Annotated in this window: 19 protein-coding genes; 6 read left to right on the forward strand and 13 right to left on the reverse strand. The window is 69.8% G+C overall.

What is annotated here, in order from left to right:
• Positions 1-12 precede the first annotated feature (12 nt).
• The 4 genes from ACGF3A_RS20285 to ACGF3A_RS20300 form a co-directional block, all read right to left on the reverse strand.
• The gene (locus tag ACGF3A_RS20285) at positions 13-1,659 is read right to left on the reverse strand and encodes a cytochrome bc complex cytochrome b subunit (RefSeq protein WP_393731594.1); all 1,647 of its coding nucleotides are present in this window, start codon (positions 1,657-1,659) and stop codon (positions 13-15) included.
• Entirely contained in the window at positions 1,656-2,723 is a 1,068-nt protein-coding gene (locus tag ACGF3A_RS20290; protein ID WP_393731595.1) for a Rieske 2Fe-2S domain-containing protein, read from the reverse strand. Before ACGF3A_RS20290 ends, ACGF3A_RS20285 begins: the two co-directional genes overlap by 4 nt.
• The gene (locus tag ACGF3A_RS20295; RefSeq protein ID WP_393731596.1) at positions 2,720-3,532 is read right to left on the reverse strand and encodes a c-type cytochrome; all 813 of its coding nucleotides are present in this window, start codon (positions 3,530-3,532) and stop codon (positions 2,720-2,722) included. Before ACGF3A_RS20295 ends, ACGF3A_RS20290 begins: the two co-directional genes overlap by 4 nt.
• A gap of 89 nt (positions 3,533-3,621) precedes the next feature.
• Complete coding sequence (locus ACGF3A_RS20300) at positions 3,622-4,239, reverse strand: heme-copper oxidase subunit III (protein ID WP_393731597.1); 618 nt, start codon at positions 4,237-4,239, stop codon at positions 3,622-3,624.
• 175 nt (positions 4,240-4,414) lie between these two features.
• Between ACGF3A_RS20300 and ACGF3A_RS20305 the strand changes: the two genes are divergently transcribed.
• Positions 4,415-4,825: a hypothetical protein gene (locus ACGF3A_RS20305; RefSeq protein ID WP_393731598.1), complete on the forward strand. Its 411-nt coding sequence runs from the start codon at positions 4,415-4,417 to the stop codon at positions 4,823-4,825.
• Between the two features lie 112 nt (positions 4,826-4,937).
• On the opposite strand, the gene ACGF3A_RS20310 is transcribed toward ACGF3A_RS20305, so the two are convergent.
• The 4 genes from ACGF3A_RS20310 to coxB form a co-directional block, all read right to left on the reverse strand.
• Positions 4,938-6,188 carry an Ig-like domain-containing protein gene (locus ACGF3A_RS20310; RefSeq protein WP_393731599.1) on the reverse strand — a complete coding sequence of 417 codons (1,251 nt, stop codon included), beginning with the start codon at positions 6,186-6,188 and terminating at the stop codon, positions 4,938-4,940.
• A gap of 121 nt (positions 6,189-6,309) precedes the next feature.
• Positions 6,310-6,708, reverse strand: a complete 399-nt coding sequence (locus ACGF3A_RS20315) for a cytochrome c oxidase subunit 4 (protein WP_393731600.1) — start codon at positions 6,706-6,708, stop codon at positions 6,310-6,312.
• On the reverse strand, positions 6,705-8,438 hold the full coding sequence (gene ctaD, locus ACGF3A_RS20320) for a cytochrome c oxidase subunit I (protein WP_393731601.1): 1,734 nt from the start codon (positions 8,436-8,438) through the stop codon (positions 6,705-6,707). The genes ACGF3A_RS20315 and ctaD overlap by 4 nt, the downstream gene beginning before the upstream one ends.
• Positions 8,435-9,436, reverse strand: coding sequence for a cytochrome c oxidase subunit II (coxB, locus tag ACGF3A_RS20325; RefSeq protein WP_393731602.1), 1,002 nt, complete (start codon positions 9,434-9,436; stop codon positions 8,435-8,437). Before coxB ends, ctaD begins: the two co-directional genes overlap by 4 nt.
• A gap of 246 nt (positions 9,437-9,682) precedes the next feature.
• On the opposite strand from coxB, the gene ACGF3A_RS20330 reads away from it, so the two are divergent.
• Positions 9,683-11,062, forward strand: a complete 1,380-nt coding sequence (locus ACGF3A_RS20330) for a cysteine desulfurase/sulfurtransferase TusA family protein (RefSeq protein WP_393731603.1) — start codon at positions 9,683-9,685, stop codon at positions 11,060-11,062.
• A 269-nt stretch (positions 11,063-11,331) separates the two neighbouring features.
• Here the strand turns inward: ACGF3A_RS20330 and ACGF3A_RS20335 are convergent, their stop codons facing one another.
• The gene (locus tag ACGF3A_RS20335; RefSeq protein ID WP_393731604.1) at positions 11,332-12,309 is read right to left on the reverse strand and encodes a carbohydrate kinase family protein; all 978 of its coding nucleotides are present in this window, start codon (positions 12,307-12,309) and stop codon (positions 11,332-11,334) included.
• A 134-nt stretch (positions 12,310-12,443) separates the two neighbouring features.
• On the opposite strand from ACGF3A_RS20335, the gene ACGF3A_RS20340 reads away from it, so the two are divergent.
• Positions 12,444-12,641 carry a hypothetical protein gene (locus tag ACGF3A_RS20340; RefSeq protein ID WP_393731605.1) on the forward strand — a complete coding sequence of 66 codons (198 nt, stop codon included), beginning with the start codon at positions 12,444-12,446 and terminating at the stop codon, positions 12,639-12,641.
• 118 nt (positions 12,642-12,759) lie between these two features.
• The gene (locus ACGF3A_RS20345; protein ID WP_393731606.1) at positions 12,760-14,394 is read left to right on the forward strand and encodes a hypothetical protein; all 1,635 of its coding nucleotides are present in this window, start codon (positions 12,760-12,762) and stop codon (positions 14,392-14,394) included.
• Positions 14,395-14,494: 100 nt separating this feature from the next.
• Here the strand turns inward: ACGF3A_RS20345 and ACGF3A_RS20350 are convergent, their stop codons facing one another.
• Positions 14,495-14,848: a HesB/IscA family protein gene (locus ACGF3A_RS20350; RefSeq protein ID WP_393731607.1), complete on the reverse strand. Its 354-nt coding sequence runs from the start codon at positions 14,846-14,848 to the stop codon at positions 14,495-14,497.
• 219 nt (positions 14,849-15,067) lie between these two features.
• Between ACGF3A_RS20350 and nadA the strand changes: the two genes are divergently transcribed.
• Complete coding sequence (nadA, locus tag ACGF3A_RS20355; RefSeq protein ID WP_393731608.1) at positions 15,068-16,282, forward strand: quinolinate synthase NadA; 1,215 nt, start codon at positions 15,068-15,070, stop codon at positions 16,280-16,282.
• A 19-nt stretch (positions 16,283-16,301) separates the two neighbouring features.
• Entirely contained in the window at positions 16,302-17,183 is an 882-nt protein-coding gene (locus ACGF3A_RS20360; RefSeq protein ID WP_393731903.1) for a GNAT family N-acetyltransferase, read from the forward strand.
• Positions 17,184-17,527: 344 nt separating this feature from the next.
• Here ACGF3A_RS20360 and ACGF3A_RS20365 read toward each other — a convergent pair whose 3' ends face one another.
• From ACGF3A_RS20365 to ACGF3A_RS20375, 3 genes are all read right to left on the reverse strand, one after another.
• The gene (locus ACGF3A_RS20365) at positions 17,528-20,656 is read right to left on the reverse strand and encodes an efflux RND transporter permease subunit (protein WP_393731609.1); all 3,129 of its coding nucleotides are present in this window, start codon (positions 20,654-20,656) and stop codon (positions 17,528-17,530) included.
• Positions 20,657-20,808: 152 nt separating this feature from the next.
• Complete coding sequence (locus ACGF3A_RS20370; protein ID WP_393731610.1) at positions 20,809-21,504, reverse strand: response regulator; 696 nt, start codon at positions 21,502-21,504, stop codon at positions 20,809-20,811.
• On the reverse strand, positions 21,501-22,838 hold the full coding sequence (locus ACGF3A_RS20375; RefSeq protein WP_393731611.1) for a sensor histidine kinase: 1,338 nt from the start codon (positions 22,836-22,838) through the stop codon (positions 21,501-21,503). Before ACGF3A_RS20375 ends, ACGF3A_RS20370 begins: the two co-directional genes overlap by 4 nt.
• Positions 22,839-22,958: the final 120 nt, after the last annotated feature.

Below are 22,958 nucleotides of genomic sequence, written 5' to 3' on the forward strand. Positions count from 1 at the left end.
CGGACGCGGACCTCAGTGGTGGCCGTGACCGCTGGTGATCTCCTTGTACTCGTCGGCGGTCGGCTTCGGGATCTGGCTCTCCTCGCCGTACATGCCCTTGGAGAGCTTCGCCCGCAGCTTCTCGCCGGGCGTGACCTTCCGCTCGACACCGTTCTCGTCGGTCTCCGCACCGATCTCGACCGGCTCGTACTGGTCGTGCGCGGTGAGGGTGTGCAGCTGCTCCTGGCTGAGCGGCTCGTGGACCTCGATGAACTCACCGTGCGGCAGGCGCTTGATGATGCCGGACTCGCGCCCGTGCAGCACCTTCTCCTTGTCCCGGCGCTGCAGGCCGAGGCAGATCCGCTTGGTCGCGATGAAGGCGAGCACCGGGACCACGAAGAACCCGATGCGCACGAACCAGGTGACCGCGTTGATCGACAGGTGGAAGTGCGTCGCCCACAGGTCGTTGCCGCCGCCGATCAGCATGACGAAGTACCAGCTGATCCAGGCCACACCGAACGCCGTACGCGTCGGCGCGTTCCGCGGGCGCTGCGCGATGTGGTGCTCGCGCTTGTCGCCGGTGACCCAGGACTCGATGAAGGGGTACACCGCGATGGCGGTGAGCACCAGCGGCATCAGGATGACCACCGGGATCATCACGCCGAGGGCGAGCGTATGGCCGCCCCAGACGCTGATCTCCCAGCCAGGCATCGCCCGCACCAGTCCCTCGGGGAAGCCCATGTACCAGTCGGGCTGCGCGTTGGTGGACACCTGGTCGGGCCGGTAGGGACCGACCGCCCAGACGGGGTTGATGGTGAAGCAGGCCGCGATGACCGCGATGACGCCGAAGACGAGGAAGAAGAAGCCTCCCGCCTTGGCCATGTAGACCGGCAGCAGCGGCATGCCGACCACGTTCTTGTTCGTCCGGCCGGGGCCCGCGAACTGCGTGTGCTTGTGGTAGAAGACCAGGATCAGGTGGGCCACCAGCAGGCCCAGCATGAGTCCCGGCAGCAGCAGCACGTGCACCGAGAAGAACCGCGCCACCATGTCGTGCCCGGGGAACTCGCCGCCGAACAGGAACATCGAGATGTACGTGCCGACGATCGGCACCGACAGGATCGCGCCGTCCATGAACCGGACACCGGTGCCGGACAGCAGGTCGTCCGGGAGCGAGTAGCCGGTCAGACCGGTGAACATGCCGAGGATCAGCAGCAGGAAGCCGAACAGCCAGTTGACCTCGCGCGGCTTGCGGAACGCGCCCGTGAAGAAGACGCGGAACATGTGCACCATCATTGCGGCGAGGAAGATCAGCGCCGCCCAGTGGTGGATCTGCCGGACCAGCAGACCGCCGCGCACGTCGAAGCTGATGTCCAGCGTCGAGGCGTACGCCTCGGACATCCGCACGCCCTGCATCGGGACGTAGGAGCCGTGGTACTCGATCTCGTTCATCGACGGGTGGAAGAACAGTGTCAGGTAGACACCCGTCAGGATGATGATGATGAAGCTGTAGAGCGCGACCTCACCCAGCATGAAGGACCAGTGGTCCGGGAAGATCTTGCGCATGTTGGCCTTGGCCAGGGAGTAGATCCCCAGGCGGCCGTCTGCCCAGTCGGCGACCCGCTCGCCGGCGGGCGCCTTCTTCTTCTCGCCGCTCGGGGCGGTGTCGGTTGCCGTGCTCATCGCTTCCGCTCCCAGTAGGCCGGGCCGACGGGCTCTTCGAAGTCGCCCAGCGCCTCGAGATAGCCGTCCTTGTTGACGCTGATCTTGAGCTGCGGCAGGGGGTGACCCGCGGGGCCGAAGATGACTCGCGCGCCGTCGGACAGGTCGAAGGTCGACTGGTGGCACGGGCAGAGCACGTGGTGCGTCTGCTGCTCGTAGAGGCTCACGGGGCAGCCGACGTGCGTACAGATCTTCGAGTACGCGACGATGCCCTCGTGGGACCAGTCGAGTTCCTTCTTGTCCTTGATGTCGCCGGGCTCAAGCCTGACGATCATCAGGGCGGCCTTGGCGATCTCGTTGTTGAATTCCTCGTTGTCGTGCTCCAGGCCCTCGGGCCGGGCGAACGTCAGCGAGCCGACGGAGACGTCCTCGGGACGCAGCGGCTCGTTGGTGTTCTCGTTGACGAGCAGCTTGCCCTTGCGCCACAGCGTGTGGGTGAGCTTGTCGCCCGGCATCGGGCCCAGGTCGCGCAGCAGGACGACGCCGGAGAGCGGCACCAGCGCCACCGCACCGAACATCGTGTTGCGGATGAGCTTGCGGCGGCCGAAGCCCGACTCCTTCGCGCCCTGGAGGAAGTCCGCCTTGACCTTGGCCTCGGTCTCGGGGTCGGCGGCGACGGTGTGCCGCTCGTCGACCATCTCCTCGTCCGACATCAGCGTGCGGGCCCAGTGGACCGCGCCGGCGCCGATGAAGAAGAGGGCGATACCCAGGGTCAGGCCCAGCGACAGGTTCAGGATGCTGACCCGGCCCAGCGGCCACACGTAGACGATCTTGTCGATCGGGAAGGCCACGTACGACGCGATGAACGCGACCGTGGCCAGCATGGACACCGTGAACATCAGGGCGACGGTGCGCTCGGAGCGCTTGGCCGCCCGCTCGTCGATGTCCTGGATGCGGTGCTCGTGCGGCGGCAGTCCGGGGTCGGCGAACGGGTCGCCCGCCTTCTCCACCGCGCCGTGAGCTTCTGCCTGCTCACTGGGCAGGTTCTCGTCTGACACGTTCTCGTGTGATCCAGTCTGGCTCATGACTTCTTGGCCTTTGCGGTCCGGGCTGCGACCCAAACGGCGACGGCGATCAGGGCGCCGAGGCCGAAGATCCAGGCGAACATCCCCTCCGCGACCGGGCCGAAGCCGCCGAGCTTGAAGCCGCCCGGGCTGTCCGACTTGTCGCTGTTCACCGTCTTCAGGTAGGCGACGATATCCTTCTTGGCCTTCGGAGGCATCGCCCCGTCGGTGAAGACCGGCATGTTCTGCGGGCCCGTCTGCATGGCCTCGTAGATGTGCTTCTCCGAGACGTCGCCCAGATCGGGTGCGAACTTGCCGTGCGTCAGCGCTCCGCCCTCGCCGGTGAAGTTGTGGCACTGGGCGCAGTTGTTGCGGAAGAGCTCGCCGCCCTTGGCGACATCGGCGCCGTTCGGGTCGTACTGCTCCTTGGTCGGCTGGTTCGGACCGGCACCCAGGGACGCGACGTAGGCCGCGAGCTGGTTGGTCTCGTCCTGGCTGTAGATCTTCTTCTTCTTCGGAGCCTGGGCGCCCTGCTGCTGCAGCGGCATCCGGCCCGTTCCGACCTGGAAGTCCACGGCCGCGGCGCCGACCCCGACGAGACTCGGCCCGTCGCTGGTGCCCTGGCCGCCGGTCCCGTGGCAGCTGGAGCAGCCGGTGGCGTAGAGCTTCTTGCCCTCCTCGATGGCGAGGGACTGGCTCGACTTCTTGTCGGCCTTGGCCTCACCCGCAGGAGCGAACGCGGTGTACAGCCCCCCGGTGGCCGCCAGCGCGAAGAGTAGAACGACGAGCGCCGCCAGCGGATGGCGCCGTCGTGCGGAGAGCTTTTTCACGGATTACCCCGGTGTCAGGATCTTCTGCGTCGATGCTTCTGTGTCCGTCTGTTCGGTCCGGGCCGGAACCCGGGCCGCGCCCCGATCGACTACTTGATCAGGTAGATCGTGGCGAAGAGGCCGATCCAGACGACATCGACGAAGTGCCAGTAGTAGGACACGACGATGGCTGCGGTGGCCTGGTGATGAGTGAACCGCTTGGCCGCGTACGTCCGCCCGAGGACGAACAGGAACGCGATCAGGCCACCCGTCACGTGCATCCCGTGGAAACCGGTGGTCAGGTAGAACACCGATCCGTACGGGCCGGAGGAGAGCGAGGTCCCCTCCTTGACCAGCTCCGTGTACTCGAAGACCTGGCCGCCGATAAAGATCGCACCCATGACGAAGGTGACGATGAACCACGACCTGAGCTTCTTCACGTCACCGCGCTCAGCAGCGAACACGCCGAGCTGGCAGGTGAGGGAGGAGAGCACCAGGATCGTGGTGTTCGTGGCCGAGAAGGGAAGATTCAACGCATCGGCGTGCTCCTTCCAGTACTCGGCGCCCGTCACCGATCGCAGGGTGAAGTACATCGCGAAGAGGGCCGCGAAGAACATCAGCTCGGAACTCAGCCAAATGATGGTTCCGACGCTGGTGAGGTTCGGCCGGTTGACCGACGGGTGCGCGTGCCCGGTTTCTACTGCTGTTGCTGTCGCCACGACCGACATTATGTCGGTCGCTTATCCCGGCCTCACTTCGGGGGGTGCCGTTCGGTGTGTCAGGTCCCCCTACGGCCGCTCTGCCCTGCTCGAATGGCCCAGCATCGGCCCGTGCGAACCGGTGTTGACGGTGCGTCCGAAGGAGTAGCATCGGCGCTCCACCCGAGCTGAACGCGGAGGAACAATGCAGCCGACCGCCACGGTGCTGGTCTACAGCGACGACGCCAACACCCGCGAGCAGGTGCGGCTCGCCGCGGGGCGCAGGCCCGCGGTCGACGCCCCCTCCGTCGAGTACATCGAGTGCGCGACGCTCCCCGCGCTGCTGCGGACCCTGGAGGAGCGCGTCGTGGACGTCTGCGTGCTGGACGGCGAGGCCACCCCGGCCGGGGGCATGGGCGTCTGCCGCCAGATCAAGGACGAGATCTTCGAGTGCCCGCCCGTGCTGCTGCTCATCGGCAGGCCGCAGGACGCCTGGCTGGCGACCTGGAGCAGGGCCGAGGCCGTCGTCTCGCACCCCGTCGACCCGACCGCGCTCGCGGACGCCCTGGCGGGCCTGCTGCGCGACGGGCACGGCAGCGAGCTGGCGGACGCCTGACCCCTGCCCCTCTTTCCACCGCCCGTTGGGGCCCGTACGCGAGTCGCGTACGGGCCCCAACGGCGTCTGCGGCGACGGAAATCTCACACCCGCGGGCTCACACGCGCGGGCTTCACACCTGCGGGCGCAGCCGCGCCGCGTCGGCGGGGCTGCTGCCGTCCCGCTTCCCCTTCTGCAGGGCGCTGCCCTCGCGCCACTCCTTCCAGGGCATGTTCCAGTCCCCGAAACCGTTCCCGAACGTGGGCATGTCCTCGCCGTCCGTGTTGACGTGCTTGACGATGTCGCCCGGCCGGACGCTGTTGAAGAACTGGTGGGCGCTGCCGCTGCTCATGCCGGTGCAGCCGTGGCTGACGTTGGAGACGCCCTGCGAGCCCACGGACCAGGGCGCGCCGTGCACGTACTCACCGCTGTTGGTGAGCCGGGTGGCCCAGTAGACCGGCAGGTCGTAGAAGTCCGAGGCGCCGATGCTGGCGCTCGTCATCCGTACGAAGGACTCCTTGCCCAGGATCACCTTGATGCCGTTGCGGGTGCGGTAGCCCGCCTTGCCGGTGGTGATGGGCATCGACTGGACGGTCTTGCCGTTCCTCTTGACGCTCATCGTCAGCGAGGAGGCGTCCGCGAGGGCTTCGACGCGGTCACCCGTACGCATCTTCACGGGCTTGGAGGGGCCGCCGTAGAGCCCCTCGCGGACCTTGAGGCCCTGGAGGGCCGAGCGGACGGTGATGGAGGCGTGCGCGGGCCAGTAGGTGCGCGGGCGGTAGTGCAACTCCTTGCCGTCCACCCAGTGCCAGGCGCCCTCCACGCGGGGCTTCGAGTCGACCTTGAGGGCGCGCTCGACGATCTCGCGCTCCTTGGGGTTCTTGACCCGGTGGCTGAGCTCCGCCGTGAGGGGCTGTCCCACGCCGTACGTGCCGCTGTCGGGGCCCAGCGTCACCTTCAGGCGCTTGTCCGAGGGCTTGGTCTCGAAGTGCGTCGTACGGCGTCCTGGGGCGCCGTCGCCGTTCTCCGTGCTGACCCGGACGGTGTAGCGGACGCCCGCAGCGAGGGGCGCCGTGCTGCGCCAGCGGCGGCCGTCGGCGGAGAGTTCGCCGGGCAGCACCCGGCCGGCGGCGTCGGTGGCGAGGACGTCGGTGAGCGTGTCCTCGCCCCCGTCCGCGGTGATGTCGAGGGGCTTGTCGGGATCCACGGTGCGGCTGTCGTCACCGGCGCTGACGGCGACGACGTCGCTGGCGTCGTACGGCGCGGAGGAGAGCGGATCCGCGTCGTCGCCGCCGCAGGCCGTCAGCCCGACCGTCAGGGGGGCCAGCATGGTGGCGCAGCTCAGCACCGCTCGGCGCCTGGTTCTGTTGGACCTGTCACTCATGGCCCCAAAATATGAAGAATCGTCAATTCGGGCCCGCTGGACGCATACAAATGGGTCGGCCCCCGGAGTGTCCGGGGGCCGACCCTTGCTTTCGCGGAGGTTCTCCGCTCACTTCCGCGTCCTACTGGGTGCGGTTCTCACCGTGGTAGTACTCGAACACCCAGCCGAAGAGGCCGATCAGCAGCAGCGGCGCCGAGACGTACACGAGCCACCAGCCGAGCGCGACGCCCATGAAGGCGAAGGCGCCGCCGAGCCCGAGGACGAGCGGCTGCCAGCTGTGCGGGCTGAAGAAGCCCAGCTCACCGGCGTCGTCTGCGACATCGGCGTCCTTGTTGTCCTGCGCCCCGGTGTCCACGCGGCGCGCGGTGAACGCCAGGTAGTAGCCGATCATGATCGACAGGCCGAAGGCGAGGAACAGACCCGTGGTGCCGACCGGCTCCTTGGACCAGAGGCCGTAGGTGACGGCCACGATCAGCAGGAACAGGGCCAGCCAGAGGAACATCTTGCCCTGGATCTTCACTTCCCGGCCTCCTTGCTGCCGGCGAGCGCCTTGTCGTCCGCGCCGTGCCCGTCGAGCTGCTCAAGAGCGGTGATCTCGGGGTGGTGCAGGTCGAAGGCCGGGGATTCGGACCGGATGCGCGGCAGCGTGAGGAAGTTGTGCCGCGGCGGCGGGCAGGACGTCGCCCATTCGAGCGAACGGCCGTAGCCCCAGGGGTCGTCGACCTCGACCTTCTCGCCGTACTTGTGCGTCTTCCAGACGTTGTAGAAGAACGGCAGCAGCGAGAGGCCCAGCAGGAACGAGCTGATGGTCGAGATGGTGTTCAGCGCGGTGAAGCCGTCGGCCGCCAGGTAGTCGGCGTACCGGCGCGGCATGCCCTCGGCGCCCAGCCAGTGCTGCACGAGGAAGGTGCCGTGGAATCCGATGAAGAGGGTCCAGAAAGTGATCTTTCCGAGCCGCTCGTCCAGCATTTTCCCGGTGAACTTGGGCCACCAGAAATGGAATCCGGCGAACATCGCGAAGACCACGGTGCCGAAGACGACGTAGTGGAAGTGGGCCACGACGAAGTACGAGTCGGAAACGTGGAAGTCCATCGGAGGCGAGGCCAGGATGACGCCCGTGAGACCACCGAAGGTGAAGGTGATCAGGAATCCGATCGTCCATAGCATCGGTGTCTCGAAGGACAAGGAGCCCTTCCACATCGTCCCGATCCAGTTGAAGAACTTCACACCCGTTGGAACGGCGATGAGGAACGTCATGAACGAGAAGAAGGGCAAGAGCACGCCACCTGTGACGTACATGTGGTGCGCCCAGACCGTCACCGAGAGGCCCGCGATGGAGATCGTGGCGCCGATCAGGCCGATGTAGCCGAACATCGGCTTACGGCTGAAGACCGGGATGATCTCCGAGACGATGCCGAAGAACGGCAGCGCGATGATGTAGACCTCTGGATGCCCGAAGAACCAGAACAGGTGCTGCCACAACAAGGCTCCGCCGTTGGCCGAGTCGAAGATATGGGCACCGAATTTCCGGTCGGCCTCCAGCGCGAAGAGCGCGGCGGCGAGCACCGGGAAGGCGAGGAGCACCAGGAGACCGGTCAGCAGCACGTTCCACGTGAAGATCGGCATCCGGAACATCGTCATGCCGGGGGCGCGCATGCAGATGATGGTGGTGATGAAGTTGACCGAACCGAGGATGGTGCCGAAGCCCGAGAGGGCCAGACCCATGATCCACAGGTCGGCGCCGACGCCCGGCGAGCGGACCGCGTCCGAGAGCGGCGAGTAGGCGAACCAGCCGAAGTCGGCCGCGCCGTTCGGGGTGAGGAAGCCGCCGACGGCGATGGTCGAACCGAAGAGGTACAGCCAGTACGCGAACATGTTCAGCCGCGGGAACGCCACATCGGGGGCGCCGATCTGGAGCGGCATGATCCAGTTCGCGAACCCCGCGAAGAGGGGCGTGGCGAACATCAGCAGCATGATCGTGCCATGCATGGTGAACGCCTGGTTGAACTGCTCGTTCGACATGATCTGCATGCCGGGGCGGGCGAGCTCGGCGCGCATGAAGAGCGCCATGACGCCGCCGATGCAGAAGAACACGAACGACGTGGCGAGGTAGAGGGTGCCGATCGTCTTGTGGTCCGTGGTCGTCAGCCACGACACCACGACGTTGCCGGGCTGCTTACGGCGTTGAGGAGGTGGTGCTGCCTCGGCCGTGGCTGCGGCGGCACCCTGGGGTTCGTTGAGGATGCTCACGGGTTATTCGTCTCCGCATTCTTGGCGTCGCCCGTGGTGGCGGTACCAGCCGGGATGTAGCCGTTCTGGCCCTTCTTAGCCAGGTCCTCCAGGTGCTTCTGGTAGCGCTCCGGGGAGACGACCTTCACATTGAAGAGCATCCGGGAGTGGTCGACGCCGCACAGCTCGGCACACTTGCCCATGAAGGTGCCCTCCTTGTTCGGAGTCACCTCGAAGCGGTTGACGTGGCCCGGGATGACGTCCTGCTTCATGAGGAACGGCACGACCCAGAACGAGTGGATGACATCGCGAGAGGTCAGGATGAACTGGACCTTCTCGCCCTTGGGCAGCCACAGCGTCGGACCCGGGTTGTTGTTCTGCGGGTTCCGCTCACCCGGCGTACCGACCTCGTACACACCGTCGGCGCCCTTCGGGAAGCCCTCGGCCATCCGGTCCGGAATGGCGTCGAGTTCCTTCTTCCCGGTGTTGTCCGTGGACGCCTTGCCGTCGACGTCCTCGATGTAGTTGAAGCCCCAGCTCCACTGGTAGCCCACCACGTTGATGACGTGGTCGGGCTTCTTCGAGGTCTCCAGCAGCTTGGTCTCATCGCGCGCGGTGAAGTAGAAGAGCACCGAGATGATGATGATCGGGACCACGGTGTACAACGCCTCGATCGGCATGTTGTACCGGGTCTGCGCGGGGACCTCCACCTTGGTCTTGGACCGCCGGTGGAAGATGACGCTCCACAGGATCAGGCCCCAGACCAGCACGCCCACGGCGAGCGCGGCCGCCCAGGAGCCCTGCCACAGGGAGAGGATCCGCGGCGCCTCGTCCGTTACCGGGGTGGGCATTCCGAGGCGGGGAAAGTCCTTGTATGTGCAACCGGACGCGGTCGCCAGGACCAGGCCCGCCGCCAGCGCCTGCTGCAGCTTCCGCCGCATCGGGCGCCGCGACGTGGGGGTGCCTCCCACGGCGCCCGAAGGGCGCCCGTGGGGGAGGTCGGAGCCGTTGGGACTCACGTAGCGCCTTCCCGAGAGTCTCGCCCGCGCCGTCGGGCGCGGCCCTCTTACGTGGTCGGGCGCCGCCCTGGCGCGGGCAGGGTTTGGATGTTTATGCGGACCAAACCCTAGCCGACGCCATTTGGGGTCGCGCGGGGAGGGGGCGTAACGCGCCGCGCGCCACCCCATTGGGGTGGAATGCCGCGCTCCACCTGCCATCTGACGGCCCGGAGGCTGCGGTCCCGGGCCGGGCGCTAGCGTGCTGCCGTGCCCTACTTCGACGCCGCCTCGTCCCTTCCCCTCCACCCCGTCGCACGCCAGGCGCTGCTCGCCGCGCTCGACGAGGGGTGGGCCGACCCCGGGCGCCCGCACCGGGAGGGGCGGCGGGCGCGGCTGCTGCTCGACGCGGCGCGGGAGACGGCCGCGGAGGCCGTCGGCTGCCGCCCGGACGAGCTGATCTTCACCCCATCGGGTACCGCCGCGGTGCACTCGGGCGTCGCCGGGACCCTCGCGGGACGCCGCCGTACGGGGCGGCTGCTGCTCGTCTCCGCCGTCGAGCACTCCTCCGTGCTGCACGCCGCCGAGGCCCACGAGCGGGCGGGCGGCACGGTCCGGCAGCTGCCGGTGGACAGGACGGGGCGCGCGAGCGCGGAGGAGTACGCGGCGGCGCTCGCGGAGTTCCGCACGCCCGGCGAGGGTGTCGCGCTCGCCTGCCTCCAGTCCGCGAACCACGAGGTCGGCACCGTCCAGCCGGTCGCCGAAACGGCCGCGGCCTGCGCGGAGGAGGGCGTTCCGCTGCTGGTGGACGCCGCCCAGTCCCTCCCCTGGGGCCCGGTCGAGGGCCCCTGGTCCCTGCTCGCCGCCAGCGCGCACAAGTGGGGCGGCCCGGCGGGCGTCGGCCTGCTGGCCGTACGGAAGGGGACCCGGTTCGCCGTACGGGGCCCCGCCGACGAGCGGGAGTCCGGACAGTCGCCCGGCTTCGAGAACATCCCCGCGATCGTCGCCGCGGCGGCCTCGCTGCGGGCCGTACGCGCCGAGGCGGACGCGGAGGCGGCGCGGCTGCGGGCGCTCGTGGACCGGATCCGCGCGCGGGTTCCGGCGCTGGTGCCGGACGTCGAGGTGGTCGGCACCCCCGACCCCCTCGGGGGCCTGCCGCACCTCGTCACCTTCTCCTGCCTCTACGTGGACGGCGAGGCCCTGCTGCACGCCCTCGACGCCGAGGGCTTCGCGGTCTCCTCCGGCTCCTCCTGCACGTCCAGCACCCTGACCCCGAGCCATGTGCTGCGCGCGATGGGAGTGCTGTCGGAGGGCAACGTCCGGGTCTCCCTGCCGCCGGGCACGCCGGAAGCGGACGTCGAGCGCTTCCTCGACGCACTGCCGGGCGCGGTCGCGGGGGTGCGGGCGCATGTCGAGCCCGTGTCCGTGTCCGAGGGGCACACGATCGACGCGCTGGGCAAGCTGTGCCCGCTGCCCGTGATCGAGCTGGCGAAAGTGATCAAGTCCGTGCCGGTCGGGACGGTGGTCACGGTTCTGGCCGACGACGAGGCGGCCAAGCTCGACATCCCGGCCTGGTGCGAGATGACGGGCCACGCCTACGAAGGAGCCGAGGGCACGGCTTTCCGGGTACGCCGAGTGAGCCCCGACTGAGCCGCACCCGGCATGGGGGGGCTGCGCTTGCCAGCCCTGCGCCTTGCGCAGACCTCCCAAGCTTCGCGGAAGAGCCAGGGGCGCGGGGAACTGCGCGACCGGCCACGACGCACGCGCGGCCCGCAACGCACAGGCAGGGGCACCCCCTGCCCGGTCAAGGGGCGCGGGGAACTGCGCGACAAGCCACGACGCGGCGGCAGCCCGCGAAGCACAGCAAGGGGCACCCTCTCCTCGAAAAGGGAGAAGAGGGTGCCCCTCTTATGTACGGGTCAGGCCGGGAGGTGGGCGCGGATCTCTTCCGCGGCGGCCTCACCGTAGGCACCGGTGAAGCGCTCGACGAAGTGGACCCGCTTCAGCTCGTACTCCTGCGTACCGACCGTCTCGATGACGAGAGTCGCCAGCATGCAGCCGATCTGCGCGGCACGCTCAAGGCTGACGCCCCAGCTCAGGCCGGAGAGGAAGCCTGCGCGGAAGGCGTCGCCGACACCCGTCGGCTCGGCCTTGACCTTCTCCTGGGGGCACTCGACGTGGATCGGCGCCTCGCCGAGCCGGTCGATGCGGGCACCCTTCTTGCCGAGCGTGGTGACGCGGGTGCCGACCTTCTTGAGGATGTCCTCGTCGCTCCAGCCGGTCTTGGTCTCGATCAGCTCCTTCTCGTACTCGTTCGAGAAGAGGTAGGTCGCGCCCTCGGTGAGCTCGCGGATGCCCTCGCCGTCCATCCGCGCGATCTGCTGCGAGTAGTCGGCGGCGAAGGGGATGCCGCGGGTACGGCACTCCTCGGTGTGGCGGATCATGCCCTCGGGGTCGTCCGCGCTGATGCAGACGAGGTCGAGACGGCCCACGCGGTCGGCCACGTGCTGGAGTTCGATGTGCCGGGCCTCGCTCATGGCGCCGGTGTAGAAGGAGCCGATCTGGTTGTGATCGGCGTCGGTGGTGCAGACGAAGCGGGCGGTGTGCAGGACCTCGGAGATGCGGACCGAGGCGGTGTCCACGCCGTGGCGTTCGAGCCAGGCGCGGTACTCCTCGAAGTCCTCCCCGGCGGCGCCGACGAGGACGGGCCGGGCACCGAGCTGGCCCATCCCGAAGGCGATGTTGGCCCCGACGCCGCCGCGGCGGATCTCCAGGGCGTCGACGAGGAAGGAGAGCGAGACCGTATGCAACTGGTCGGCGACCAGTTGGTCGGAGAAACGCCCCGGGAACGTCATCAGGTGGTCGTTTGCGATGGAGCCGCTGACTGCGATACGCACGACGATTTCTGCTCCTGATTGAGGAATGGCGGGCGCAAATAACGCTACCCGCTCCCCTCCGATCCCCGAACAGGACACAATTACCAAATAGTAGGGCCTTCCGGGCACTCCGTGGAATGCGTAGCGTCGGTGACATGGAAAAGCACCTGCCCTCGAACCCTGAGCACGAGTCGCTGGAGCAACTGCTCGGTGACTGTGCGCAAATGACGCCGCACTGGGTGGTGACGCTCCCGCCCGGCAGGGCCCCGGCGCCGCCCCGCGCGCTGCACGGCGTCCAGGTGCCCCGGCGGTACGCGCGCCTGCTGGACGGCATGTCCGAGTACGGGGACTGACGGGCGGGAGATCGGCAGAGACCACCGGCAGAGATCACCGGAGGGGAACCGACCGCTTCCCGGCTCCGTCCCACCGCCGTCAGGGACGCACAACGCGTGGAGCCGAAGGAGCAATACGGTGAGCACAGACCACTCCCCCGAACCCGAGGAGCGGCCCGGACCTCAGCGGCGCCGGAGGCAGCTTGCGGTCGTCTCCGTCGCCGCAGCGGTGCTGCTGGCCGGAGGTGGCGGCGCCTACTGGGCGTCGGTCGCCTCGGACGGCGGGGACGACACCTCGGCCGGCGACGCACCGACCCCGCCCCGGCTGACCCTCGACGGACAGGCGGCGAACGCGCAGGGCGCGGCGCGGTCCGACAAGGGCGGCCCCGGCATCGCGCCGGGCGAGCCGATGGGGCCGCGCGCGCTGAAGGCCGAGGCCGACCTGCCCGACGGGCCCGACACGGCGGCCGTGCACCGCACGGACCGGCGGGCGAGCGAGGCCCAGATCGAGGAGCTGGCCAAGGCCCTGAAGCTCGACGGGAAGCCCAGCAAGCAGGACGACCACTGGGAGGTCAGGGACGAGGGCAAGTCCAGGCCCGGCGACCCCATGCTCGGGGTCAACCTCGGCGACGAGGGCCCGGAGTGGTCGTACATGAGCCAGGGCGCGGCGACCGGACGGTGCGCCATGCCGGCGCCGGGCCAGGAGCAGCTGCGCGGCGGCGGCAAGAAGCCGAAGCCTGGCGCCGGCCCGCAGTGCCTGCCGGGGCCCGGCATCGGCAAGGGCGAGCCGGCCTCGGAGGACAAGGCGAAGGACGCGGTGCGCCCGGTGCTGAAGGCGCTGGACCTGGAGGACGCCGAGCTGGACGCGAAGCCGACGGTGGGCTCCGCCCGTACGGTCACGGCCGAGCCGAAGATCGACGGGAAGGCCACGCACGGCTGGGAGAGCACGTTCCTGGTCGCCAAGGACGGCCGGATCGTGCACGCCATGGGCGACTGGGGCGACAGCGACAAGGGCGACGAGTACCCGGTGATGAGCGCGAGCCAGACGCTCAACGAGCTGAACAAGGCGCGCCAGAAGGGCGGCGGCTTCACCGTGCAGTGCGCGACGCCGCACATGGGGGACCCGTCGCGTCCGCAGGACGCCATAGCCCTGAAGCGGGACTTCGTCCCGGGCCCGTCCTGCCCTGCGGGCGGTCCCGGCGTACCGGGGAAGCAGAAGGGCCCGGAGAAGGTCGTCGGCGCCACGTTCGGGTACGCGATGCAGTCCTCGGACGGCAAGCCGGTGCTCGTACCGTCGTGGATCTACGACGTGCGGCAGTCGAGCGGCAAGGGGACCTACCCGCTGGCCTACCCGGCGGTGGAGCCCAAGTTCCTGAAGCTGTCCGACTCGGCCGGTGCCCCGAGCGGGAAGCCGGGACAGCCGGAGAGCCCCTCGCAGACCGAGAGGCCCACGAACAACGCGCCGGGAGGCGGCGGCATCGGCGCGGGCGGCGGCTCGGGCAAGGGTGGCCCGCAGGCGCTCAACTCGTACGAGGCGGACGGCAAGAAGCTGAAGCTGACCTTCTGGGGCGGTGTCTGCGACACCTACAAGGCCGAGGCCGACGAGTCCGGCTCGAAGGTGCGGATCTCCCTGAGCTCGAAGCCGAAGGACCCGGACAAGAAGGTCTGCGTGAAGATCGCCCAGCGGATGACCACGGAGGTCACGCTCGACAAGGCCCTCGGCGACCGCAAGGTCGTGGACGCGCGGGACGGCGACGTGCTGCCGCGGCGCTGAGGCCGGGCACGCCCCGCGCATGACGGGGCGGACATGACTGGGCGGCGGGTCCCTGGTGGGGGGAGCCCGCCGCCCTTCGCGCGCGGTGGTGGACCGGGCGTCAGTTGAAGCTGTCGCCGCAGGCGCAGGAGCCGGTGGCGTTCGGATTGTCGATCGTGAAGCCCTGCTTCTCGATCGTGTCGACGAAGTCGATGGAGGCGCCGCCGAGGTACGGGGCGCTCATCCGGTCGGTGACGACCTTCACACCGTCGAAGTCCTTCACGACATCGCCGTCGAGCGCGCGCTCGTCGAAGAAGAGCTGATAGCGCAGGCCCGAGCAGCCACCCGGCTGGACGGCGACGCGCAGCGCCAGGTCGTCACGGCCTTCCTGCTCAAGCAGGCTCTTGACCTTCGAGGCGGCGGCGTCGGACAGGATGATGCCCTCGCTTACAGCGGTCTCGTCCGAAACGGACATCTGCTTCTCTCCCGGGTTGTACGGACTGCTCTGGCCAACGGCTTCAACCGACGGCCTCCCGGATTCATTCCAGGAGCGGCACGAACTTTTCCTTGCTGCTCCCGATGCTCGCACATCGCGTACGGCACTGGGAATGCGTCACATCGACGCGATGGGCATCGTCAAAGTGACGCGAAGCGGCTATGATAGATAACGTCAGTTAGACGAGAAGTCTCCGAGATGCCCCGTGTGGTGCTTACAGAAAGGGTGGATCCGTTGAGTGCCGCCCAGCCCCTGGACGTACAGCCGACACCGCTCGCGCTGCTGCTGCTCGGCCGCGAGGCCGACCCGAAGAGCGAGCGCGGTGTCGAGTGTCCCGGCGATCTCCCCGCCCCCTCCGACCCGGACCTGGTGGCCCGCGCCCGCGCGGCCAAGGAGCGGCTCGGCGACCGCGTCTTCGTCCTCGGGCACCACTACCAGCGGGACGAGGTCATCGAGTTCGCCGACGTGACCGGGGACTCCTTCAAGCTGGCGCGCGAGGCCGCCGCCCGCCCCGAGGCGGAGTACATCGTGTTCTGCGGTGTGCACTTCATGGCCGAGTCCGCCGACATCCTCACCAGCTCCGCGCAGCAGGTCGTGCTGCCCGACCTGGCCGCGGGCTGCTCGATGGCCGACATGGCCACGGCCGAGCAGGTCGCCGAGTGCTGGGACGTGCTGACGGACGCGGGCGTCGCGGACACCACCGTCCCGGTGTCGTACATGAACTCCTCGGCGGACATCAAGGCCTTCACCGGCCGCCACGGCGGCACGATCTGCACCTCGTCCAACGCGAAGCGGGCCCTGGACTGGGCCTTCCAGCAGGGCGAGAAGGTCCTCTTCCTCCCCGACCAGCACCTCGGGCGGAACACCGCGGTCCGCGACATGGGCCTCTCCCTCGACGACTGCGTGGTCTACAACCCGCACAAGCCCGGCGGCGGCCTCACCCCCGAGCAGCTCCGCGACGCGAAGATGATCCTGTGGCGCGGCCACTGCTCGGTGCACGGCCGCTTCTCGCTGGACTCGGTGCGCGAGGTCCGCGAGCGGATCCCCGGCGTCCGCGTCCTCGTCCACCCCGAGTGCAAGAACGAGGTGGTCGCGGCGGCCGACGAGGTCGGCTCGACCGAGCACATCATCAAGGCCCTGGAGGCCGCCCCGCGCGGCTCCAAGTGGGCCATCGGCACCGAGCTGAACCTCGTGCGGCGGCTGGCGAACCGGTTCGCGGAGGAGGACAAGGAGATCGTCTTCCTCGACCGCACGGTCTGCTTCTGCTCGACCATGAACCGGATCGACCTCCCGCACCTCGTCTGGGCCCTGGAGTCCCTCGCGGACGGCACGGTGGTCAACCGGATCGAGGTCGACGCGGAGACCGAGAAGTTCGCGAAAATCGCGCTGGAGCGGATGCTGGCGCTGCCGTAGCCTGCGGCAAATGCCACCCATACTCCTGCGTCCGGTCAGGGACACCCCCGAAGACGCCGAGACGGTACGGCTGTTGGCCGCCGCCGCCTTCGGGGACTCGCACGCGCTCAAGGGCGAGCCCCCGGAGGCCCCGCCCGACGCCGAACGGATCGCGCGACGGCACGAGAAGATCCGCCACTTCGTGCGCACCGACCCCGCCGGGAGCTGGCTCGCCGAGGACGAGTCCGGGCAGGCCGTCGGCGTCGCGCAGTCCGTCATCCGCGAGGGGACGTGGGGCCTCTCGCTCCTGGTCGTCCTCCCCGGCGCGCAGGGCAAGGGCGTGGGGACGGCACTGCTGAGCCGGGCCCTGGAGTACGGGCGGGGCTGCCTGCGCGGCATCATCTGCTCCTCCCGCCACCCCGCGGCCGTACGGACGTACCGGCGCGCGGGCTTCGAGGTGCACCCCACGATCCGGATGCGCGGCGTCGTCGACCGCACGCGGCTCGACCCGCCGGACGGCCCGGCGGTCGAGGGCTCGGCCCGCGACCGCGACCTGATGGACTCGGTGGACCGGCGGCTCCGGGGCGGGGCGCACGGCCCCGACCACGACTACCTGCTCGCGCACCACCGGCTCGTCGTCGCGGACGACCTCGCGGGGAGCGCGTACTGCTACGTCCGTGAGCGGGGCCGTGTCGAGCTGCTCGCGGCGACGTCGCGCCGGATGGCGACCCGGGTCCTGACCTCCGCCCTTCTCGGGCTCGCGGAGGGCGTCACCGCGGAGATCTGGGACATCACGGCCGAGCAGCAGTGGGCCGTCGACGTGGGGCTTGGTGCCGGGCTCGATCTTGAGGCGGCGGGTTTCGTCTGCTACCGCGGCATGCGCCCGCCTGCGCCGTACATCCCCTCGGGGGCCTTCTTGTAGGCCCCCGGGCCCTACGCCCCCGGTACGAGGCGTCGGGGCTTGCCCTCTAGGCGCGCGGGCCTGTGTCTATGTGCGGCTCCGCCGCGTCAGGGCTTGCCCCTTCTCCCTCAGGGGCGCGGGGAACTGCGCGCCCAGCCCCGACGCGGGCGCGGCCCGCGAAGCACAGCCCGGGGCACCCCGGGCGCGGCCCTTGCACGCGGGTCACCCGGCGTGGGGGGCTGCGCTTGCCAACCCTGCGCCTTGCGCAGACTTCCCAAGCACAGTGGGGCGGAGGGCGGAGCGAAGGTGCTCCGGGGCCGGGGGCCCGGCCAAGACCCCCCACGGGTTGGCCGGGCCCCCGGGGTTCAACGGGATTCCGTCAGTTCCGGTTCACGCGGTGAAGGAGGTGCCGCCTCCGCAGAGGCCGAGGCGGCGGCCTTCTTCGCCGCCCGGCGTTCCTTCCGGAGCTCGACCATCGCGTAGAGGGTCGGGACCAGAAGGAGCGTGAGGAGGGTCGAGGTGATCAGGCCGCCGATCACGACGACCGCCAGCGGCTGCGAGATGAAGCCGCCGTCGCCCGTGACCGCGAGGGCCATCGGCGTCAGGGCACAGATCGTGGCCAGCGCCGTCATCAGGATGGGACGGAGGCGGTGACGGCCGCCCTCGACGACCGCGTCGATCACGCCGTAGCCCTGCGCCCGGTACTGGTTGATCAGGTCGATCAGCACGATCGCGTTCGTCACCACGATGCCGATCAGCATCAGCATGCCGATCATCGCGGGGACGCCCATCGGGGTGCCGGTGGCGACGAGGAGGCCCAGGGCTCCCGTGGCGGCGAACGGGATCGAGACCAGCAGGATCAGCGGCTGGATCAGCGAGCGGAACGTCGCGACCAGCAGCATGAAGACGATCGCGATCGCCGCGAGCATCGCCAGGCCCAGCGAGGCGAACGCCTCGTCCTGGTCCTCGGAGACGCCGCCGATCTCCGCCGTCGCGCCCTTCGGCAGATCCAGCTTGTCGATCTCGGTCTGGAGCTTGGTGCCGACGGCGCCGGTGTTCTCACCGGTCGGCTTCGCCGTGACCGTGGCGGCGCGGGCGCCGTCGATGCGGGTCATCTGGACCGGCCCGTTCACCGTCCGTACGTCCGCGACCTTGCCCAGCGTCGTCTTGCCGAGCGGCAGCTTCTTCAGCTGGGCGACGGTCTTCGCGGGCTGTTCGGACTTCACGACGACGTCGCGCTCGGTGTCGTCGAGGACCGCCTTGCCGGACTTGGTGCCGCTCACGGCCTGGGTGACGGCCTGGCCGAGCGCCGCGTCGTTCAGCCCGAAGCGGGCGGCCTCCGGCTTCGCGGTGACCGAGATGCGCGGCACCGACTGGGACAGGTCGCTCTGCACGTCCTCGACGTCGTCGAGCCCCGCGACCTTCTTGCGGACCTTCTCCGACGCCTCGCGCAGCACGTCCTCGTCGCCCGCCTTGACGACGACGCTGAGGTCCTGCGCGCCGAAGCCGTCGCCGGCCGAGATCGTGGTGTCGCCGATGCCCGCGCCGAGCTTGTCGAGGCCGTCGCGGAGGTCGTCCTGGACCTTGTCGCTGTCGGCGTCCCCGTCCAGCTTGATCTGGTACGAGGCCTGGTTCGCGTCCGTACCGCCGCCGAAGGCCGCCATGAGTCCGGCGGAGCCGACGGTGACCTGGTAGTCCTCGACGCCGTCCGTCTTCGCGAGGAGCTTCTCGACGCGCTTGGCCTGCTCGTCGGAGGCCGAGAGGCTGGTGCCGGGCTTGAGCTCCTGCTTGACGGTGAGCGCCTCCTGCTGGCCCTGGTCGAAGAAGTTGGTCTTCAGCAGCGGCGCCATGCCGAAGGTGCCGACGAGCACGGCGACGGCGATCAGCAGGCTGGTGAAGCGGCGCCGGGTGGCGAACCGCAGCACCGGTACGTAGAGGCGCTGCAGCGGGCTGTTGGCCTCCTTCTCCTCGGACCTGCGGCGCTGCTCCTCCGGGTCGAGCCCGGCGAGCGCCTTGGGGGCGCGCAGGAACCAGTACGAGAGGACCGGCACGATCGTCAGCGACACCAGCAGCGAGGCGAGCAGCGCCACGGTGATCGTCAGCGAGAAGCCGCCGAAGAGCGCGCCGACCATGCCGCCGACGAACGCCATCGGCAGGAAGACGGCCACCGTCGTCAGCGTGGACGAGGTGATCGCGCCGGAGACCTCCTTGACGGCGTCGAGGATCGCGGTCGTGCGTTCCTTGCCGTAGGCGAGGTGCCGCTTGATGTTCTCCAGGACGACGATCGAGTCGTCCACGACGCGGCCGATGGCGATGGTCAGGGCGCCCAGCGTCAGCATGTTGAGCGACAGGTCCTGGGTCCACAGCACGATCAGGGTGAGGACGACGGAGAGCGGGATGGAGACCGCCGTCACCAGCGTCGAGCGCAGCGACAGCAGGAAGATCAGGATCACGACGACCGCGAAGACGAGGCCCAGCAGGCCCTCGGTGGTCAGCGAGCTGATCGACTTGGAGACCGCCGGGCCCTGGTCGGAGACGACCGTGAGCTTGGCGTCCTTGCCGAGGTCGTCGCGGAGCTGCGGCAGTTTGTCCTTGACCTCGTCGGAGATGGCGACGGCGCTGCCGTCGTTGTCCATGGTCACGGAGACGGCGAGGCTGCTCTCGCCGTTCGTACGGGTCAGCGAGGTGGCCGTGTCGGGCGCCTGCTCGACCTTCGCGACCTCGCCGACGCGGACGGCGTCCTTGCCCCCCTTGCCGGGGACGCGCAGGTCCTCGATCTGCTTCAGCGAGGTGAAGCCCGAACCGACCTGGACCGTCTTGCTCTTGCCGTCCTCGTCGAACGACCCGGCGGGCAGCGAGGCGCCGCCCGCCTCCAGCGCCTTGGACAGGTCACCGGGCGACAGGCCCGCGCCCGCCAGCTTCCGGGTGTCCGGGGTGACCGCGACGACCTGGTCCCGTACGCCGTCGATGGTCACCTGGCCGACGCCGTCGATGTCCTTGAGCACGGGGACGACGGAGGAGTCCAGCGCGTCGTTGAGCGCCTGCTGGTCCTTGCCCGGGGAGGAGGCCGCAAGCACGACGGTGGGGATGTCGTCGGTACCGCCGGAGACGACCTGCGGGTCCACGCCGTCGGGGAGCTGACCGCGGGTGCGGTTCACGGCCTGCTCGACGTCGGCGACGGTCTGCTCCGTGTTCTCGCCGTAGTCGAACTGCGCCATGACGACGGCTGAGCCCTCGCTCGCCGTCGCGTTGACGCCGGTGATGCCCTCGACACCCTGGATGTTGTCTTCCAGCGGCTTGACGACCTGCTTCTCGACGACGTCGGGCGACGCGCCCTGGTACGGCGCGATGACCGAGACCATGGGCAGGTCGATGGACGGCAGAAGCTGCTGCTTGAGCTGGGGAATGGCGATGGCGCCGAAGACGACGGCGACGAGCGCCATCAGCGCGATCAGCCCACGCTGGACGAGGCTGAGGCGGGACAGCCAGGACATGGGTGACGGGTCTCTCTTCCAGGGGGGTGGAGGAACAGCGGCGTTCAACGGCACACACGTCGGTGCCGCTTACACCTTCACCCACACCCGGAGCCGATCCCTCAGACTCAGGTGCCCTTCTGGTCCCGCACGCGTACTGCGGTTGCAGTACGTCAGGCTCCGCCCGAGGGTCGCACGAGCCCGCTCTCGTACGCGGCCACCACCAACTGCGCCCTGTCGCGCGCGCCGAGCTTCGCCATGGTCCTGTTGACATGCGTCTTCACGGTGAGCGGGCTGACCGCGAGGCGCTCGCCGATCTCGTCGTTGGAGAGCCCGGCCGCGACCTGGGCCAGCACCTCGCGCTCACGCCCGGTGAGCGAGGCCAGCCGGGCCGCCCTTCCGGCGCCGCCGTCCTCCTCGCCCTCGCCGCCCGAACCGCCGCCCTGCGCGAGGAACTTGGCGATCAGGCCCTTCGTCGCGACCGGGGAGAGCAGGGCCTCGCCCTTCGCCGCCGTCCGTATCGCCGTCAGCAGCTCGCCGGGCTCGGCGCCCTTGCCGAGGAAGCCGGAGGCACCCGCGCGCAGCGACTGGACCACGTAGTCGTCGACCTCGAAGGTGGTCAGGATGACGATCTTGACCTCGGAGAGCGCCGGGTCCGAGCTGATCTCCCGGGTCGCGGCGAGCCCGTCGGTGCCCGGCATCCTGATGTCCATCAGCACGACGTCGGCGCCCCGCTCCCGCACGAGCGCCACCGCCTCCGCGCCGTCCGCGGCCTCCCCGACGACCTCCATGTCGGCCTCGGAGTCGACCAGGACACGGAAGGCGCTGCGCAGCAGCGCCTGATCGTCGGCCAGCACGACACGGATCACGTGGACAGCTCCTTACGCGGCGGCGAGGGTTCCAGCGGCAAGCGTACGTACACCCGGAAGCCGCCTCCCGGGAGCGGGCCCGTCTCGCAGTGGCCGTGCAGCGCGGCGGCGCGCTCGCGCATCCCGACGAGCCCGTGCCCGCCGTTCGTCTCGGCCCCGTCCGGAACGTCCTCCTCCGGCCCGCCGCCGACCGTACCGGCGCCGTCGTCCAGCACGGTGATCTCCAGCGCCCGCCCGCCGCGGCGGATCCGGACCTCGGCTCGGGCGCCCGTACCGACGTGCTTCTGGACGTTCGTCAGCGCCTCCTGCACCACGCGGTACGCGGTCAGGTCGACGGCCGACGAGAGCGGCGCCCCCTCCGGGGAGACGAGCGAGGGCGCCTCCAGCGTCACGTGGAGCCCGGCCCTGCGGAAGCCGTCGAGCAGCTCGTCCAGCACCCCGAGCCCCGGCGCCGGTTCGGTGGGCGCGGCGCTCTCGCCGGACTGGCGCAGCAGCCCGACCGTCGTCTGCAGCTCCCCGAGCGCGTGCCTGCTCGCCTCCCGTACGTGCGCGAGGGCCTGCTTGGCCTGGTCGGGGCGGCGGTCCATGACGTGCGAGGCCACGCCCGCCTGCACGTTGACGAGCGCGATGTGGTGGGCCACCACGTCGTGCAGCTCGCGGGCGATGCGCAGCCGCTCCTCGGCGACGCGCCGCCGCGCCTCCTCCTCGCGGGTGCGCTCGGCGCGCTCGGCCCGCTCCCGGATGGCCTCCATGACGGCCCGCCGGTTGCGCACGGCCTCCCCCACGGCCGCCGCCATGCCGGTCCAGGCGAAGATGCCGAGGTTCTCCTGCGCGTACCAGGGACGGGCGCCGAAGAGCATGCCCGCGGCCGTGAGGACGACGACGGTGACGGCGCCGATACGCCAACTGGTGCGGCGGTTCGTGCTGTTGGAGACCGTGTAGAGCGCGATGACCGCGCCGAGGACGAGCGGCGCCCGGCGGTCGGACGGCGCCCCGTTCCCCGTCTCCAGCGCGAGGCCGACCACGCAGATGAGGCTGGTGAGGCAGAGGACGGGCAGCGGCGCGCGGCGGCGCAGCGCCAGCACGCCGCAGGAGAGCAGCGCGAGGACCACCGTCTGGGTGTTCAGCTCGCGCTGGCCGAAGTGGGGCTCGCCGTCGGGACCGCGCGGCTCGGTGGCGGCGCCGATCAGCACCAGGACGAACGCGGCGGCGGCGATCAGCGCGTCCACGAGATACGGGTGGTCGCGCAGCCGCCGGCGGACCTCGCAGAGCCGGCCGTTGCCGGAACCGTCGGGGGAGCCCGGGGAGGGGGGCGGGGAGGAGGCCGAGTCCATGGTTCTCACGGCATTCGCGGCAGGCACAGCAGAAACCGTACGGCTCCCGGATGGCACCGCGCGCCCCCTCGTACGGCCACGGGGCCGGGGCGCGCGGTGTCCTCGCTGGTCAGCCGGGGA

This window comes from Streptomyces sp. NPDC048172 (assembly GCF_043202595.1).
Classification (GTDB): Bacteria; Actinomycetota; Actinomycetes; order Streptomycetales; family Streptomycetaceae; genus Streptomyces.

What these genes read in the sequence shown, in the direction of transcription:
- ACGF3A_RS20285 (WP_393731594.1), bottom strand. Translation starts at nt 1,659, where the DNA reads ATGAGCACGGCAACCGACACCGCCCCGAGCGGCGAGAAGAAGAAGGCG.
- ACGF3A_RS20290 (WP_393731595.1), bottom strand. Translation starts at nt 2,723, where the DNA reads ATGAGCCAGACTGGATCACACGAGAACGTGTCAGACGAGAACCTGCCC.
- ACGF3A_RS20300 (WP_393731597.1), bottom strand. Translation starts at nt 4,239, where the DNA reads ATGTCGGTCGTGGCGACAGCAACAGCAGTAGAAACCGGGCACGCGCAC.
- ACGF3A_RS20305 (WP_393731598.1), top strand. Translation starts at nt 4,415, where the DNA reads ATGCAGCCGACCGCCACGGTGCTGGTCTACAGCGACGACGCCAACACC.
- ACGF3A_RS20310 (WP_393731599.1), bottom strand. Translation starts at nt 6,188, where the DNA reads ATGAGTGACAGGTCCAACAGAACCAGGCGCCGAGCGGTGCTGAGCTGC.
- ACGF3A_RS20340 (WP_393731605.1), top strand. Translation starts at nt 12,444, where the DNA reads ATGGAAAAGCACCTGCCCTCGAACCCTGAGCACGAGTCGCTGGAGCAA.
- ACGF3A_RS20350 (WP_393731607.1), bottom strand. Translation starts at nt 14,848, where the DNA reads ATGTCCGTTTCGGACGAGACCGCTGTAAGCGAGGGCATCATCCTGTCC.
- nadA (WP_393731608.1), top strand. Translation starts at nt 15,068, where the DNA reads ATGCCCCGTGTGGTGCTTACAGAAAGGGTGGATCCGTTGAGTGCCGCC.
- ACGF3A_RS20365 (WP_393731609.1), bottom strand. Translation starts at nt 20,656, where the DNA reads ATGTCCTGGCTGTCCCGCCTCAGCCTCGTCCAGCGTGGGCTGATCGCG.
- ACGF3A_RS20375 (WP_393731611.1), bottom strand. Translation starts at nt 22,838, where the DNA reads ATGGACTCGGCCTCCTCCCCGCCCCCCTCCCCGGGCTCCCCCGACGGT.